This window comes from Spirillospora sp. NBC_01491, from assembly GCF_036227065.1.
GTDB classification, from domain to species: Bacteria; Actinomycetota; Actinomycetes; order Streptosporangiales; family Streptosporangiaceae; genus Spirillospora; species Spirillospora xylanilytica.
On the sequence record NZ_CP109432.1, the window covers coordinates 8,025,400 to 8,041,493 of the forward strand.

At 73.2% G+C, this 16,094-nt stretch carries 13 protein-coding genes; 4 read left to right on the forward strand and 9 right to left on the reverse strand.

Annotated elements, in window-relative coordinates; genetic code table 11:
- The first annotated feature begins 15 nt into the window (after positions 1–15).
- Positions 16–3,243: an AfsR/SARP family transcriptional regulator gene (locus OHA34_RS37280; protein ID WP_329520218.1), complete on the forward strand. Its 3,228-nt coding sequence runs from the start codon at positions 16–18 to the stop codon at positions 3,241–3,243.
- Positions 3,244–3,393: 150 nt separating this feature from the next.
- On the opposite strand, the gene OHA34_RS37285 is transcribed toward OHA34_RS37280, so the two are convergent.
- Positions 3,394–3,600, reverse strand: coding sequence for a hypothetical protein (locus tag OHA34_RS37285; protein WP_329522492.1), 207 nt, complete (start codon positions 3,598–3,600; stop codon positions 3,394–3,396).
- On the opposite strand from OHA34_RS37285, the gene OHA34_RS37290 reads away from it, so the two are divergent.
- The gene (locus OHA34_RS37290; RefSeq protein ID WP_329520219.1) at positions 3,511–3,942 is read left to right on the forward strand and encodes a cold-shock protein; all 432 of its coding nucleotides are present in this window, start codon (positions 3,511–3,513) and stop codon (positions 3,940–3,942) included. The genes OHA34_RS37285 and OHA34_RS37290 overlap by 90 nt on opposite strands.
- 132 nt (positions 3,943–4,074) lie before the next feature.
- On the opposite strand, the gene OHA34_RS37295 is transcribed toward OHA34_RS37290, so the two are convergent.
- From OHA34_RS37295 to OHA34_RS37325, 7 genes are all read right to left on the reverse strand, one after another.
- Complete coding sequence (locus tag OHA34_RS37295; RefSeq protein ID WP_329520220.1) at positions 4,075–4,926, reverse strand: DUF72 domain-containing protein; 852 nt, start codon at positions 4,924–4,926, stop codon at positions 4,075–4,077.
- 99 nt (positions 4,927–5,025) lie between these two features.
- Positions 5,026–5,976 carry an acyl-ACP desaturase gene (locus OHA34_RS37300; RefSeq protein ID WP_285936583.1) on the reverse strand — a complete coding sequence of 317 codons (951 nt, stop codon included), beginning with the start codon at positions 5,974–5,976 and terminating at the stop codon, positions 5,026–5,028.
- 762 nt (positions 5,977–6,738) lie between these two features.
- Positions 6,739–8,019: an ArsB/NhaD family transporter gene (locus OHA34_RS37305; RefSeq protein ID WP_329520221.1), complete on the reverse strand. Its 1,281-nt coding sequence runs from the start codon at positions 8,017–8,019 to the stop codon at positions 6,739–6,741.
- Between the two features lie 305 nt (positions 8,020–8,324).
- A complete protein-coding gene (locus OHA34_RS37310; RefSeq protein WP_329520222.1) occupies positions 8,325–9,218 on the reverse strand; it encodes a phosphotransferase family protein in 894 nt (297 codons plus the stop codon).
- Between the two features lie 42 nt (positions 9,219–9,260).
- Complete coding sequence (locus OHA34_RS37315; protein WP_329520223.1) at positions 9,261–10,229, reverse strand: RNA ligase family protein; 969 nt, start codon at positions 10,227–10,229, stop codon at positions 9,261–9,263.
- Positions 10,230–10,279: 50 nt separating this feature from the next.
- Positions 10,280–10,675 (reverse strand): DUF2255 family protein, encoded by a 396-nt coding sequence (locus OHA34_RS37320; RefSeq protein WP_329520224.1) that lies wholly within the window; start codon positions 10,673–10,675, stop codon positions 10,280–10,282.
- 328 nt (positions 10,676–11,003) lie between these two features.
- Positions 11,004–12,140 carry an MFS transporter gene (locus OHA34_RS37325; RefSeq protein ID WP_329520225.1) on the reverse strand — a complete coding sequence of 379 codons (1,137 nt, stop codon included), beginning with the start codon at positions 12,138–12,140 and terminating at the stop codon, positions 11,004–11,006.
- An 82-nt stretch (positions 12,141–12,222) separates the two neighbouring features.
- Between OHA34_RS37325 and OHA34_RS37330 the strand changes: the two genes are divergently transcribed.
- Entirely contained in the window at positions 12,223–12,771 is a 549-nt protein-coding gene (locus OHA34_RS37330; protein WP_329520226.1) for an AAA family ATPase, read from the forward strand.
- 252 nt (positions 12,772–13,023) lie between these two features.
- Complete coding sequence (locus OHA34_RS37335) at positions 13,024–14,436, forward strand: phytoene desaturase family protein (protein ID WP_329520227.1); 1,413 nt, start codon at positions 13,024–13,026, stop codon at positions 14,434–14,436.
- A 76-nt stretch (positions 14,437–14,512) separates the two neighbouring features.
- On the opposite strand, the gene OHA34_RS37340 is transcribed toward OHA34_RS37335, so the two are convergent.
- Positions 14,513–16,015, reverse strand: coding sequence for an MFS transporter (locus OHA34_RS37340; protein WP_329520228.1), 1,503 nt, complete (start codon positions 16,013–16,015; stop codon positions 14,513–14,515).
- Positions 16,016–16,094 lie beyond the last annotated feature (79 nt).

Consider the following 16,094-nt stretch of genomic DNA (forward strand, 5'->3'; position numbering starts at 1 on the left):
CGGGTTCTCGGGCGATTGGAAACGCACACCGACGAAGGGACGCCCATCACGGTCTCGCAACCGCTGATCCGCGCGGCGATCTGCGTTCTGGCGCTCAAGATGGACGGCCCGCTCGGCACCGAGCGGATCAAGGAGCTGCTCTGGCACCCCGAGGCGGCCCCCGACGGCACCGGCGCGGTCAAGACATGCGTCAGCGGGGTGCGCCGGATCCTCACCCACGACCGGCTGCCGCGCGGCCACGGCGGCTACCGGCTGCGGCTCCTCGACGGCGACGCCCTCGACCTGCTGACCTTCCGCGACCTGGCCCGCCAGGCGCAGGAGGCGGGCGGCCGGGGCGACCGCGAGCTCGCGGCCGAGATGTACGGGCGCGCACTCGGGACGTGGGGGGACCCGCCGCTGGCGGACCTCCCCGCGACCCCCGCCCTGTCGGGCGTCGCCGCGGGCCTGCTGGACGAACGCCGGGCCGCGCGCGAGGCGCTCGCCGACCTCCGGCTCGGCCTCGGCGGCGCCCGCGGCCTGGTCTCCGAGATCCGTTCGTGGCTGACCGACGAACCCCTCAACGAGCATCTGTGGACGCGGCTCATGCTGAGCCTGTACCGCTCGGGGAACAAGGCCGAGGCGCTGAAGACCTACGACGACGCGCGCGACATTCTCGTCCAGGAGACCGGGACCGAACCCGGGCCGGATTTGCAGCGGATGTGGCACCGCGTCAAAGTCGACGACGCCGAATTGGCCGAACGGCCCGGGCCGCCGCCGCATTCCGCGGCGGAAACGGCGGTGCGGGCCGCCGCGCCGCCGCTGGCCCGGCAGCTCCCGCCCGACCTCCGCGACTTCACCGGACGCGGCACAGAGGGCGCGCGGCTCCGGGACCTGCTGGCCCGTCCCGGCGCCGCCGCCCCGCCGATCGCGCACATCAGCGGCGCGCCCGGCCTGGGCAAGACGACGCTCGCCCTGCACGTCGCGCACGCCGTCGCCGGCTCCTATCCCGACGGCCAGTTCTACGTGCAGCTCGCCGGGGCGTCCTCGTCGCCGCGCGATCCCGCCGCCGTCCTCAACGAGGTCCTGCGCGCCATCGGCGTCGCCCCCGCAGACATCCCCGACAGCCTCGACGAGCGCGCCGCGCTGTATCGCTCGCGGCTGGCGGGCAGGAGGATCCTCGTCGTCGCCGACGACGCGGCCTCGCCCGACCAGGTGCGGCCCCTGCTGCCCGGCACCCCGGGCTGCACGATCATCATCACCAGCCGGATCCGGTCCCCCAGTGTGGACGGCGCCCACCTGACCGACCTGGAACGGCTCCCGCCCGCCGAGGGCCTGCGCATGCTCGGCCGGATCATCGGCCGGTCCCGGGTCGAGGCCGACCGGGCCGCGGCCGGCCAGGTGGTCGCCGCGTGCGACGGGTTCCCGCTGGCGCTGCGGATGGTGGGGGCGCGGCTGGCCGCCCGTCCCGCCTGGCCGCTGGCGCACATGGCCGGGCTGCTGCTGGAGGAGGGCCGCCGGCTCGACCACCTGGTCGCCGGGACGACCGCGGTGCGGGCCCACATCGAGGCCAGCTACCGGGCCCTGGACGCGCGGTCCCGCCGCACCTTCCGGATGCTGGCGCTGGCCGGGCCGCACGACGTCGCGCCCTGGGTCGTCGAGATCCTTCTCGCCGAGCGGCCCGCCGCCGACATCGTCGACGGCCTCGTCGACCGCAGCCTGCTCGTCGCCGCCGGCGTCGACCGGACCGGGCAGCCCCGCTACCGGCTGCACGACCTGCTGCGCGACTACGCGGGCGAGCGGCTCGCCGAGGACGCGCAGGCCGAGCCCGCGCTGGAGCGGCTGACGGCCGGATGGCTCGAACTCGTCGACGCCGCCGACGCCCTCATCCCTCGCGACCCGTACTTCCCCGCGCCCGAGCGGTTGGAGCCCCGCTCGGTGATCGTCGACGACCTGGTCGCGCGGCTCATCGCGCCCGACCCGGCCGCGTGGCTCGACAGCGAGCTGGCCAACCTCCGCACCATCGTCGAGACCGCGTGCGCCGCCGGCCGGTTCCGCCTGGCCACCGGCCTGGTCACGCGGATGGCCTCGCACCTGCACCTCCAGCACCACCACCGGGAGGCCGAGCACCTCTGGCGCGCGGTCATGGCGTCCGCCGCCCGCGAGGGCGACACCGACGCCGCCGCCTACGCCCGGCTCCGGGCCGCCCAGGTCATCGCCGCCGACCGCGGCCGCCCCGCCACCGCGCTACCGATGATCGACGAGTGCATCACCGACTGGTCCCCGTCCGACTCGGGCTCATCTGGGGGGCGCCCCCCAGACTCCCGTCGGGTCGTCGGGCGGTCCTCGCTTCGCTCCGGTCCGTCCGACTCCGATTCTCCTGGGGGGCGCCCCCCAGACCCCCGTCGGGTCGTCGGGCGGTCCTCGCTTCGCTCCGGTCCGTCCGACTCGGGCTCTCCTGGGGGGCGCCCCCCAGACCCCCGTCAGGTCGTCGGGCGGTCCTCGCTTCGCTCCGGTCCGTCCGACTCGGGCTCTCCTGGGGGGCGCCCCCCAGACCCCCGTCAGGTCGTCGGGCGGTCCTCGCTTCGCTCCGGTCCGTCCGACTCGGTGCAGAGTCGCCGCAACCTGGCCCGTGCCCTCAGCCTGCGCGCCTACAGCGCCCAGGTCCTTGGCCGGCTCGACACCGCCGAACGCGACGCCGCCGCCGCCCTGGAGATCGCCCGCGAGACGGGCGACGCGCATGTGGCGTTCGGCAGCCTCCGCGTCCTCGGCCTGGTCCTCAGCCAGGCGGGCCGGCACGCCGAGGCCGTCGAGGCGGGCGAGGACGCCTTCGCCACCGCCCGCACCCTGGAGGAACCGGCCTACCAGGGGGTCGCGCTCTACTCCCTGGTGCGCGCGCTACTGGCGGCGGGCCGCTACGACCGGCTACCGCCGCTGTGCGAGGAGGGCCTGCGGCTGACCGAGAGCATCGGGCACACCCTCGGCACCGCCTACTTCCACGAGCAGTGGGGCTGCGCCCACCAAGGGCTCGGGGAGCACGAGCGGGCCGCCGAACGCCTGCACCGCGCCGCGACGCTCTTCACCTCGCAGGAGGCCGTCGCCGCCGAAGCCGCCTGCCGCATGCGCCTCGCCGGCAGCTACCGCGCGCTCGGCCGCGTCCAGGACGCCCGTACGCAGCTCGAGTGGTGCGCCGACGCGTTCGGCGAACTCGACCGTCCCGAGGACGAGCGGCGCGCCCGGGACGCCCTGCGCGAGCTGGGAGGCTGACCCGGCCCCGCAGGACGGCGCGCGCCGATGTGGATGCTCGCCGCCGGGCCGCAGAAATAGGGCGTGGACGCCGTTCCGCCGGTCGAGAGGCCGAGCGCTGCGAGTGGCCCGGTATGGAGGTAGGGGAAAGAGCCCGCCAGGATGCCGAGATCACCGGGATTGAACGGAAGGCTCCGGCTTTTCGGGCCGGCTTGCCGGGGCGTCAGTTCCTTGTATACGATAGCGGATCATTCTGGAGTGGTTGTGTGGCATGAGAGGTTCTTTGGTATGCGGTTGGGAAGAATTCTCCGGTTCGATGATGTCCGCGGTTATGGGTTCATCGTGCAGGAAGGTGATGGCGACGATGTATTCGTTCACGCCAATGAACTCTGTGACGATAAATCCTTGTTCGCCCCGGGAACCCCGGTCGAGTTCGAGGTGACCGAGAGCAGCCGCGGGCTGAAGGCGTTCGCCGTGCACGTGTCGAACAAGGAGCCGGCGGGCGAGCCGGCCGCCGCGCGTGAGGTCGACAAGGACGTCGTCCCCGGTGTCCCGCCGCTCGACGACGGCATGTGCGACGTGCTCTCCGCCTCCGAGTTCAGGCAGGAGTTTACCGAACTCATGCTCGAGGCGGGTCCCGAGCTGACCGCCGCCCAGATCGTCCGGCTCCGCACGGAGATCCTCGCCGTCGCCAAGAAGCACGGCTGGGTCGAAGGCTGACCTACCGTTCCACCCGTGGCCGTTCCAGCCCGGCTGTTCCGCCCGCGCCTGCTCCGTCCGGGCCGTTCCGTGGTCGGCGCATTTCCAGCCGCCGTGAATGGCCCGCTGAATGGCAGGCCGCCCGGCGCGTGGTCAGAAGAGCGTCGGCGGCTCGGTCGGCTCCGGCTCCGGTAGCGGGTCGATCCCGGGCACCAGCGCCCGCACGTCGTCGTGAAAGCGGCGGGCGAGCGCCAGGGCCTCGGCATTGTCGGGGGTATGGATGAAAACGGTCGGTGAACGGCCCTCGCGCAGCCATTCGGCGACCGTGCCGGCCCAGTGCCGCCACCCCTCGACCGTGCGCGCGGTGTCGTCCCGGCCGAGATAGCGGACGATCGGCCGGTCGGTGAGCGCGAGCGACCGGCGCGGCACCCGCGGCTTCTTCGTCCACGCGTCCCGCTCGGCGTCGGTGGTCGGAGGGCTCTGGAAGAGGGTGGTGGTGTCGAACGGGACCCACTCGGCGCCCGCGCCGCCGAGCACCCGCTCGAGGAGCCGCTCCGACCGGGCGTCGTCGAAGAACGCCCGATGGCGGACCTCGACGGCGTACCGGTACGACCGGGGGAGCCGCCGGAGGAAGCCCGCCAGCACCCCGAGGTCGCCCGGCCCGAACGAGCCGGGGAGCTGCACCCAGAGCGCGCCGGCCCGCGGCCCGAGCGGCTCGATCGCCGCCAGGAACGCCCCGAGCTCCTCCCCGACGTCTCCCAGGCGCCGCTCATGCGTGATCGTCTTGGGCAGCTTGACCACGAACCGAAAGTCGGACGCGGTCTGCGCCGCCCACGACTCCACCGCGCTCCTGGCCGGCGTCGCGTAGAAGGTCGTGTTCCCCTCGACCGCGTTGCACCAGGTCGCATAGGACCGCAGGCGCTCCCGGGGAGGGAGCGGATGGGGCAGGTAGCGCCCCTGCCATGGCGCGTGCGTCCACATCGCGCATCCCACATGAAGCCGCATGACCGCGACGCTACCGAAGGATGCCCGGACCTCACGAAACGGCCGCGGCACCGCCACCCGGACCGGCCGTCCCGCGACCGGCCCGGTCAGCCCTGCCGGTCAGCCCTGCCTGGCGGCCTTGCGGGCGAGGCGTTCGGCGCGGCGCTCCTCGAACTTGGCCGCGGCCCGGCCGAGGCCGTCCAGGAACGCGGCGAGCCTCTCGCGCGCCTGCTCGGCCTCGGCGTCCAGGCCGGTGAGCTCGAAGACGCCCCACGTGCGCAGGATGGGCTGGAGCACCTCGTCGTGGTGCAGCCGCAGGTCGTAGATGCCGGCGTTGGCGATCGCGACGGACTTGCGCATGAACCCGTCGATGGTGTTGCCCGGCATCTCGAACGTGGTCACCACGTCGGCGACGGCGCGGACGGCCCGGCTCGGGTCCACCTCGAACGCGGCGCCGATGAAGTTGCGGTAGAAGATCATGTGCAGGTTCTCGTCCTTGGCGACCCGCGCCATCATCCGCTCGCACAGCGGATCGCCGGACGCCTTGCCGGTGTTGCGGTGCGAGACCCGGGTCGCCAGCTCCTGGAAGGCGACGTAGGTGGCGCCGCGCAGCATGTCCTGGCCGTGCGGCATCGCGTAGCCGACCTGGAGGTGCTTCATCCGGGCGCGCTCCAGCGCGACGGGGTCGATGGCCCGCGTCACCGTCAGGTAGTCGCGGATCACGATGCCGTGCTTGTTCTCCTCGGCGGTCCACCGGTTGGTCCAGTAGCCGTACGCGCCGTCCTGCCCGAACACGCTCCGCAGCGCGAAGTGGTACCCCGGCAGGTTGTCCTCGGTCAGCAGGTTGACCAGCAGCGCCTCCCGGGACTCCGGCGACACCTTCGAGTCGCCGGGCTCCCAGTCCTCGCCGTCGATGACGCCCGAGTAGGTACGGCCCTCGCTGTACGGGACGTACTGGTGCGGGAACCATTCCTCGGCCATCGAGACGTGCCGGTTCACTTCCCTCTCGACCGTCGGCTCGAGCTCCAGGAACAGCTCCAGCTCGGACTTGGAAACAGGCGCGATCGACATGCCCGACCCTTCATTCTGGACGACGAGGCGGGGGCACGGTGAGCGGACGATCGCGGATGCGGCCGTCCACTCCGGAGGTTGCGCGGGCAACGTACCCTCGGGCGCTCATCGTAGTAATGCCGTTCGCGCCGCTCTTGTCGTTATTGTTCGTCTCGGGCCCCGCGCTTTGTCATTCGACTGACAACCCCGCAGGCGAATCCGAACCGGTGACCGGTCCGCGCGGACCGGTCGCGGGGAGGGTGGGCGGTCCTCGGGGTCACGACTTGGGCGCCCACGTGCCCTGCTCGCACACCCAGGCCCTGAAACTGATCCCCGGAGCGGGCTTGATCGCCCCTGCGCCTTCAGGACTGCAAGGCAGCCCGGTGCCGACACTGGAAGTCGGAAGGTACCGGCCGGTCGCCTGCGTCCTGCCGTTGATGCACTTGAACTCGCGATATCCCTTCGACCCCACTTGGAAATAGAGGACCGATCCCTCATGGCAGGTGCCGGCGGAGATGTCCGGGCGGAGTGGGGCCGCCTGGGCGGGGGCGGCGGCCAGGACCGCGCCGCAGGCCAGGAGGGCGCCGGAAGCGAGGGCGGACGTCCATGTCACGTTCATGGCGAGGGTTCCCGATCGTGTGAGATGCGTCGGCTCCCACCGTGAGAGCTCTGCCGCACACTTACCCAAAAATTACGCACAGCAATCAATAATCTACTTAGGGTGAGCATTTCTCGTGATCGAGGGAAAGGCCCTGAGACGAGGTGCCCAGTCGCCGTCCGGGCTCACAGGTAGCGCAGCCACAGGTAGGGGACGCACAGGGCGACGGTGACCACGGTGACGACGAGGCCGTACTTGGTGAAGTGCCAGAAGCTGATGGGGTGGCCGTTGCGGGCGGCGATGCCGAGGACGACGACGTTCGCGCTGGCGCCGACGGCGGTGGCGTTGCCGCCGAGGTCGGCGCCGAGCGCCAGGGCCCACCACAGGACGTGGCCGCCGCCCGCGCCCTGCTGGTGGACCAGGTCGGCGACGATGGGGCTCATCGTGGCGACGTAGGGGATGTTGTCCACGATCGCCGACAGCCCGGCGGACGCGCCGAGCAGCAGCATGGCGGCGAAGCCGGGCCTGCCCTCGGTGGCGTCCGCGGCGGCCCGCGAGATGCCGCCGATGACGCCGGTCTCGACCAGGCCGCCGACCATGACGAACAGCCCGGCGAAGAACACCAGGGTGGGCCACTCGACCTCGCGCAGCGCGTCCTCGGTGGTGACCTTGGTGGCGGCGACCAGCAGCCCGGCGCCGAGCAGCGCCACGACGGAGGGCTCGTAGTGCAGCACCGGGTGCAGCACGAACGCGGCCACCACGACGCCGAGCACGCCGAGGCCCTGCCACAGCAGCCGCCGGTCGGTGATGGCCGCGCGCTCGTCGAGCGCCATCACCTCGGCGACGCGGCGCGGATCGTAGTCGAACGCCGAGCGGAACAGCCACCGGCACAGCGCGCAGAACACCACCATCAGCAGCACGATCAGCGGCGCGAGGTGGACCAGGAAGTCGTTGAACGTCAGGCCGCCCCGGCCGGCGATGATGATGTTGGGCGGGTCGCCGACCAGGGTGGCGGTGCCGCCGATGTTGGACGCCATCACCTCGGCGATCAGGAACGGCACGACCTTGAGGTTCAGGCGTTCGCAGACCAGGAACGTGACCGGGGCGATCAGCAGCACGGTGGTGACGTTGTCCAGCAGCGCCGACGCCAGCGCGGTGATGGCCACCAGCATGACCATCAGCCGGTAGGGCCTGCCGCGGGCGCGCTTGGCGGCCCAGATCGCCGCGTACTCGAAGACCCCGGTCTGCCGCAGCACCGAGACGATCACCATCATGCCGAGCAGCAGGAAGACGACGTTCCAGTCGACGCCGGTCTCCTCGGAGAAGAACGCCTTCCGCGCGTCGGTGATGTGCAGCAGCATCATCAGCGCGGCGCCGCCCAGCGCGACGGCGGTCCGCGGTATCCGCTCGGACGCGATGAGGATGTAGGCGACGACGAAGATGGCGACAGCGAACGCGGCGGTCAAGGAGTCTCCCGGTCGGAGGGGACGGGCGGGGCGCCGCCGGCCGGACCCGTCCCGCGCACGCCGGCCCGGCCCGCGCGCATGCCGCCGGCGAACGGCACGGCAGGGAAAGGGGGGTCCGCGAGGGCGGTGAGGGGGCTCGCCATCGGCGTGTCGCCGTCTTTCGGAGTCGGTCGGGTAGGGACACGCCGACCAGACTTCCCGGCTCACCAGTCCACGACTCTAACGGCATCCCGGGGCGTGGGGACACCGGCTGCGCGGTCCCCGCCGACGGCCGCGCCTCGACGGGAACGCGCGACCCGAGGGGCTCAGACGCCAAAGAGTTCGGTCGCCAGGTCGTCGAGCGTGGCGATGTCCTGGAGCGGGAAGCGGGCCGCGACAGGCACGAAGACGTCGATCGAGTGGTGCTGGGTCAGCCCGTGGGCCTGCCGGAAGAGGGCGAACGCCAGCGCACGGCGGGGGAAGCCGGCGTCGTCCGGCCAGTTGTAGGCGTCCAGGAAGGCCCGCAGCAGCGCCTTGTCGCAGTCGAAGGTGTCGCGGTGGATCTGGGCCAGTTCCAGATAGGGGTCGGCCGCCACCGCGTCGCCCCAGTCGATGACGCCGGTCAGCCGGCCGTCCCGCACGAACGCATGGGCGGCGACCAGGTCGGCGTGGACGAAGACGGGAACGCCGATCCCGATCCCTTCGACGAAGTCGTCCGCCTGTGCGACGAGGTGCGGCGAAAGCGAGCTTCGCACCAGGGCCGCCGTCAGGTCGAGGCCGCGCAGGTCCGGGCGCGGCAGGCCGTCCGGCGGGGGCAGCGCGTGCACGCGCCGGACCTGCCCGCCGAGCTCGGCGGCGGCCGAGAGCCGCTCCGGCGCGGAGAGCCCGGCGTGATGCCAGGCGACGCCCGGGACCAGCCCGCTGATCAGGTAGGGCCACGACTCGCCGGACAGGCTCCCCCAGCCCAGCAGGCCGGGCGTGAGGATCTCCGGCTCGGTGGAGAGCCGGTCCAGCGCCGCTCGCTCGGCGCTGTGCGCCTCACACCAGTTCGGCGAGCCGCCGAACAGCTTCACCACGACGTCCCCGCAGAGGAACGTCGGATAGGTCGGGTTGAAGCCCGCCACCGGCGCGGCGTCCGGCAGGCCGTGCCGTTCCAGGATCCCGGCGACGTGCGGACCCCAGAAGCCGACGTCACCGACCTGCGCTGATGAAGAGATCACCGCGCCAGTCTCCCCGGGGCCACCACTTCGGCCAAGTCGATTTCAGCCCTGGTCGACGGTGAGGGCCTGGGCGTCGATGCGGCGGATCAGCGCGTCGAGCTCCTCGGGGCGCAGCGCCTTGATCGTGGCGGGCAGCGCGGACTCCAGGTCGGCGAGGACGTCCAGCACCACCTCCTCCAGCAGGGCCGCACGATCATGACGGCCGGTCTTGGAGGCGGCGCTGGCGATCCTGGCGGGGTTCACCAGCGACGGCACCAGCCCGAGCAGGCCCGGCGCCGCCATGACCCGGCCGGGATCGTGCGGCGCCGACTCGTCGAACCGGCTCTCGGCCATCTCCGGGATCTTGTACTTGGAGGCGGCGAGCGAGGACAAAGTGCTGCGCCTGTCCGGCCACAGGACGTGGCCCTCGGCGATGTTGCCCTCGACCGGCGGCAGGCCGAGCGCCGCCGGGACCGCCGTCGGACGCCGTACCGGCAGCGCCGACATCGCGGCCCGCGTGCCGGTGCCGACGACCGGCGGGCTCAGGAGCCCCGAGCGCGCGGCGATCCCGGCCGTCTCCGACGGGGCCAGCAGCTCACCGTCCGCCGCTCCGGGCTCGGCGAGCAGGATCGCGAAGGCGGCGACGTGCGCGCCGGGGGAGTACCAGACCCCGGTCTGCACGGGGGCGTGCACCCGCCGGGCGGGCACGTCCGGGTGCGGGTAGCCGCCGCCGAACAGCTCGCAGTAGGCGACCAGATCCCTCCCGCCGAGCGACTCCGGGCCGACCTGCCGCCGCATCTCGTGCGCGGCCTCGGCCAGTTCGACGCGGAGCAACTGCCAGCCGAAGAACGGCTCGTCGTCCCCCAGCCACGCCTTCCGCTTCCCGACGCGCAGGCCGCCGCGCCGGTCGCCCCCGGCCGGCAGGCCGAGCACCAACTGCGCGCCGTGGATCTTCTCCAGCGCCCTGTAGGTCCCGCCCGGCGCGTGCGCGGGCGGGTGTTCACCGAGTTTGGGGAAGGGGCGGAAGCGCACGCGATCACGGTACCCGGATCACATGATCTTGTCGCGGGGTGTGGAACGCCCTACCGGAGCGGCACGAGCCGGAGCGTCGCCGCGCGCGTTTCGGGAGTGGTCATCGGATCGACGTAGCGCGGGTCGTACCCCCGGTACTTGGTGCGGTACTCCGCGTCGAGCCGGTCGTTGAGATCGGCGTCGCCGTCGGCGTTGACGAAGGTGACCTCCTTGCCGACGCCGCCCGCCTCGATACGGCCCTCGTGGCGCTCCTGGGCGCCGCGGTACCAGGCGCCGTCCGTCCCGTTCGCGGACCGGACGTACAGGTCGTCGCCTGCACGGACGACCCAGATCGTCGTCGGGTGCCGCAGCGAGCCGTCGCCCCGCATCGGCGCGATCTCCAGCTCGTCGGTGTTCTCGATCCTGGCGAGCTCGTCGGTCGTCCAGTCCATCGTCGGCGCTGTCATCGGCACGTCTCCCTCAACTGTCGTCGTAGCATCTCGTCAGGGAGTACCCGAAGGCAGTCGATACTCGGTCAATGGCGGCCACCCTCCACGCCCCGTTCTCGCCAAGCGGGCCTCCAGACCGCCGCCGGGCGCTGATCAGCGGCCCTCTTCGCGGCGGTCGCCGCGCTGGCGGTCGTCCTCGGAGCCGTCTCCTCGCTGGGCTGACCGGCGGCGAGCCGCGCTCCGCCTGTGGGTGCGGCCGGTCGCGGGTCCGGTCCCGCGACCGCCGCCTGCTCGCCTCCGATCAGCTCCTGTGCCGTCCGGCCAGGCGGCGGCGCCGTCCGGCTGATCACTCGGAGGAGACGGCCCGGGGGACGGTGACCAGCAGGAGGGGCACGGTCAGGAAGGCCACGGCGGCGGTCGCGAACGCGGCGGCACCGGTGCCTCCGGCGACGCCGGCGGCCAGGGCCGCGACGGCGGGGACGGCGGGCTGGGCGATGCCCCAGGACGAGCCGTGGAAGGCGAACCAGCGGGGCCGGTCGGCCGCCGGCGCGATGTCGGCGATCATCGCCTGCCACCGGCCGAGCAGCACGCCGTTCACCGCCACCCAGGCCAGGTAGGACGCCACGGTGAGCCCGACACCGCGGCCGAGCACCATCGCCAGGACCAGAACGCCCAGCAGCGCCGTGCCCCCGGCCAGGACCACCGTGTGCGGCAGGGCGGTCACCGGCTTGCGGGCCAGCCGGGCGACCAGCGGCACCAGCAGCGCCGACCCGGTCAGGGTCACGCCGGGCAGCCAGGCCGGGGCGCCCCGCTGCAACAGCACGAACGGCATGAACATCAGGACGGCCAGGTACCCGTAGGCGAACGCGGTGCCCGCCACCGTCAGCCTCAGCAGCAGCACCGGAGGACGCCAGCGTCCCGGCGCCCGGCCTTCCGCGGTCACCTGGGCGGCCTCCCGTCCCAGGAACGCCAGCGCGACGACCGCCGCCACCACGCAGGTCGCCCCGTCCACGACCATCAGCCACCGCACGCCCAGCGGAAGCAACATCGCGGCGAGGAGTCCTCCGCCCGCACCCGCCGCGACCAGGGACGTGCCCAGCAGCGCATAGGCGTCCTGGCGCCGGTCGCCCTCGGTGAGGCGGGCCAGCAGCTCCTGGGACGCCGGTTCGTAGACCTCGAAGGCCAGCCCGACCAGCGCGACCGCGACCACCACCTGCGCCGGGGTCCGGGCGACGGCCAGGACCAGCAGCGCGGCGCCGGTGGCGGTCAACCCCGACGCGATCAACGTCCGGGGCGACAGCCGATCCAGCAGCAGGCCCCCGGCCCACCGCGAGATCAGCGCGGCCACCCCGAAGACCGCCAGCGTCACCGCCGCCCGGTCCGGACCGGCCAGCACCGCCAAGAACGCCAGGGCGTACGCCCCGAGCTGGTTGAGGACCCGCACCCACAGCAGCGCCTTCACAGGCCGCGGCAACGACCTCAAACCCGCACCCTCCACCCCCGGTCGCCGAACGAGCAGCATCGTGCCACGCGCCACCGACGGTCCTGAACTGCCACACTGCCTCATGACCAAGCCGACCCTGATCGTGGTGAGCGGACCACCCGGAACCGGCAAGACCACCCTTGCCCACCGGCTCGCGCAGGCGCTCGGCTGCCCCGCGGTCGTCCGCGACGAGATCAAGCAGGGCATGGTGCTGGCCGCACCCGGATTCGACCCGGCCGGGGACGACCCGCTCAACCGGCCGACCCTCGTGGTCTTCTTCGACGTCCTGACCGCGCTGCTGAAGGCCGGGGTGACCGTGGTCGCCGAGGCCGCCTACCAGGACCGGCTCTGGCGTCCGAACCTGGAACCCCTCGCCGGGGTCGCCGACCTCCGCGTCATCCGCTGCGCGGTCCCGGCCGCCGTCGCCCACGACCGCATCGCCCGGCGCGTGGCCGACGACGCCCACCGGGCCGCGCACGGAGACCGGGAGCTGCTCGAGGCGATCAGTACCGGACGGCGCTCGACCGACTCCTTCGTCCCGATCTCCCTGGACGTCCCCGCCCTGACCGTCGACACCGGCGACGGCTACCGGCCGGACCTGGCGGAGATCGTCGCCTTCGCCGGCGGCTGAGCCCGCGCCGCCGGCACCGGAGCATGGCGGACCTGACGGCCCCTCCGCGAGGCCCGGCCCGTGCGCACGGGGACGTCCGGCAGGACCCCCTATCCTCATCGCTGGGGGCCGCACGGTCCTCGTCCAGACGGTCGCCTCGCCGGCCTTCCCGCTCGGATGGAATGCGTTGCCCTCCTGCACTGCGGTCTTCTCGCTCGACGAACCGGTCGAGCCGTTCGGGGCCCGCACCGGGCGGTCCGAGGCGGTGGCCCGGTGACCAGCGCGGTCGTGGTCGGCAGCGGGCCCAACGGACTCGCCGCCGCCCTCACCCTCGCCGCCGGGGGAGTGCGGGTGAGGGTGATCGAGGCGGCGGACACCCTCGGCGGCGGGCTCCGATCGGGTGAGCTCACCCTTCCGGGACTGACCCACGACGAGTGCGCCGGCTTCCACCCGCTGCTGCTCGGCTCCGCCTTCGTCGACCGGTTCGACCTCACCGGGGCGGGGCTGGCCTACCGGTGGGCCGATGCCGAGTTCACCCACCCGCTGGACGGCGGCCGGGGCGCGACGCTGTGGCGGTCGGTCGACGAGACGGCGTCCGCGCTCGGCCAGGACGAGGCGGCATGGCGAGGCGTCTTCGGTCCGCTCACCGAGCGCTTCGACGCCATCAGCGAGGAGTTCCTGCGGCCCATGGTGCACGTCCCCCGGCATCCGCTGAGCCTGGCCCGCTTCGGCGCGCATGCCGCGCTCCCCGCCGCCGTGCTGGCCCACCGCTGGCGGACGCCGCAGGCGCGGGCGCTCTTCGGCGGGGTGGCGGCCCACGCCCTCCGCCCGTTCGGCACCCTGATGTCGTCCGCCATCGGCGTGGCGCTCACGACGGCGGCGCACGCCTACGGGTGGCCGGCGGCCGAAGGCGGGTCGGCGGCGATCCGCGACGCGATCCTGGCCCGGGCCCGCGAGCACGGCGTCACCTTCGAGACCGGACGCACGGTGGGGTCGGTCGACGAGCTCGGACGCGTCGACGTCGTTATGCTCGACACCTCGCCCCGAGCGGCTCTGCGGATCGCCGGGCACCGGATGCCGCGCCGCGTCCAGCGCGCCTACCGGCGGTTCCGCCACGGTCCGGGAGCCTTCAAGGTCGACTTCGCGGTGGCCGGGGGGGTGCCCTGGACCCACGAGCCGTCCCGGCGCGCCGGGACCGTCCATCTCGGCGGCGGTTTCGAGGAGATGGCCGCCGCCGAGAAGCGGGTGAACACGGGGCGGATGCCCGAGCGTCCCTTCGTGCTGGTCGGACAGCAGTACCTCGCGGACGGGACGAGGTCGGCCGGGGACGTGCACCCGCTCTACGCCTACGCGCACGTGCCGGCGGGCTACACCGGCGACGCGACCGAGGCGCTCATCACGCAGATCGAACGGTTCGCCCCGGGCTTCCGCGACCGCATCCAGGCGACGTACGTGCGCTCCGCGACCGACATGGCCCGCCACAACGCGAACTACGTCGGCGGGGACATCCTCACCGGTGCGAATGACCCAGCGCAGTTGGTGTTCCGCCCCCGTCCGGGCTTCGACCCCTATGCGACGGGCGCTCCCGGCATCTACCTCTGCTCGGCGGCCACGCCGCCCGGGGCCGGAGCCCACGGCATGTGCGGATACAACGCGGCCCGCGCCGCGCTCCGCGCCCTGCGCTGAAGGGGGGCGGACGGCGGCCAGGGGCGAGGTGTCCGTGGAGGCCCATTCCGCGGGCTCGCCTTGGAACGGGACGGGCTCAGTGCGGATCGTCCAGGAGCCGGAAGCCTTCGGGGAGCAGCCGCCAGGCGATGAGTCCGGCGATGGCGGTGAGGACGGCCCCCGCGACACTGGTCAGGCCGGTGGCGGAGGTGAACGCGTCGCCGGCGGCGGCGAGGACGCGCCCGCCGGCCGTCCCGCCGAGCCGGTCGGCCACGGTGGCGGCCTCGCCGATGGAGCCGCGGATCAGGCCGCTGTCGGCGGCCGAGACCGGCAGCGGCGGCAGCCGGTCCCGGTAGAGGGCGACGGCCAGGCTGCCGAGCGCGGCCACGCCGAAGGCCCCGCCGAGTTCGTAGGCGGTCTCGTCGACGGCGGCGGCACCGCCGGACTCCGATGCGGGCGAGGTCGACATCAGTGTGGACGACGCGATGGTCGCCGCCACGCCGAGTCCGGCGCCGTTGAGCGCCAGGCACGCGGCGATCCAGGGATAGGTGAGCCCGCCCGCCACGAGGGCCGCGCCCGGCAGCGCCAGTCCGGCCGCGGCCACGAACATGGCCGAGCCCAGCACCTTGCGGACCGCGAACCGGTCGAGCAGCCGGGTCGTGAACAGCGGGGCCGCCAGCAGGGCGATCGGGGCGGGCAGCAGCATCACCCCGGCGCTGAAGGGCCGGTGGCCGTGCACGTACTGGAACCACTGGCTGAACAGGAACAGCACCGCCACCAGCCCCATGAGGCCCAGGAACACCGTCGCGGCGGCCACCGAGAAGGCGCGGTCGGCGAAGAGCCGCACCTGGAGCAGCGGATACGGGATGCGGAGCTGACGGCGTGTGAACAGCGCCAGCAGCAGTGCCCCAGCGCCCAGGAGGAGCAGCCCGGTCGCCAGATCGTGGCCGAAGACGAGCTTGACGCCGGCGACGAAGGAGACCATCCCGGCCAGTGACAGCGCCACGCCCCACCAGTCCCAGGAGCCTTCGCGCGGATGGCGGGACTCCGGCAGCAGCCACAGTCCGAACACGATCGAGACCGCGGCGAACGGGACGTTGACCAGAAACGCCGCATGCCAGCCGCGCCACTGCACCAGCAGCCCGCCCACCATCGGGCCGAGCGCCATCCCCGCGCCGATCACCGCCGTCCAGACCCCGAAGGCCAGCGCCCGCTCCCGGGGATCGGTGAACACCACCCGCAGGATCGACAGGGTCGAGGGCATGATCGCCGCCCCGCCGACCCCCAGCAGCGCCCGGGCCGCGATGACCAGCCATGGAGCGGTGGCCACCGTCGCCAGCAGCGACGCTGCGGCGAACACCGCGAACCCCACGATCAGCAGCCGCCTGCGGCCCCAGCGGTCGCCCAGCGCGCCCGCCGTGATCAGCAGCCCGGACAGCGCCAGCGCGTAGGCGTCCACGATCCACAGCTGCTCGATCGCGCTCGGCCGCAGATCGGCCACCAGCGACGGGAACGCCACGTTCAGGATCGTCGCGTCCATCGCGATGATCAGAAGGCTGGCCGACAGGACCGCCAGCACCGCCCAGCGCCTGCCCTCCATGGATCCTCCCCGACGAGCATCGGTCAAGGGAGGGAGGCACCAGCCTATGCCTCGGCGAGCGCCGGTCGTTCGCCCGGGT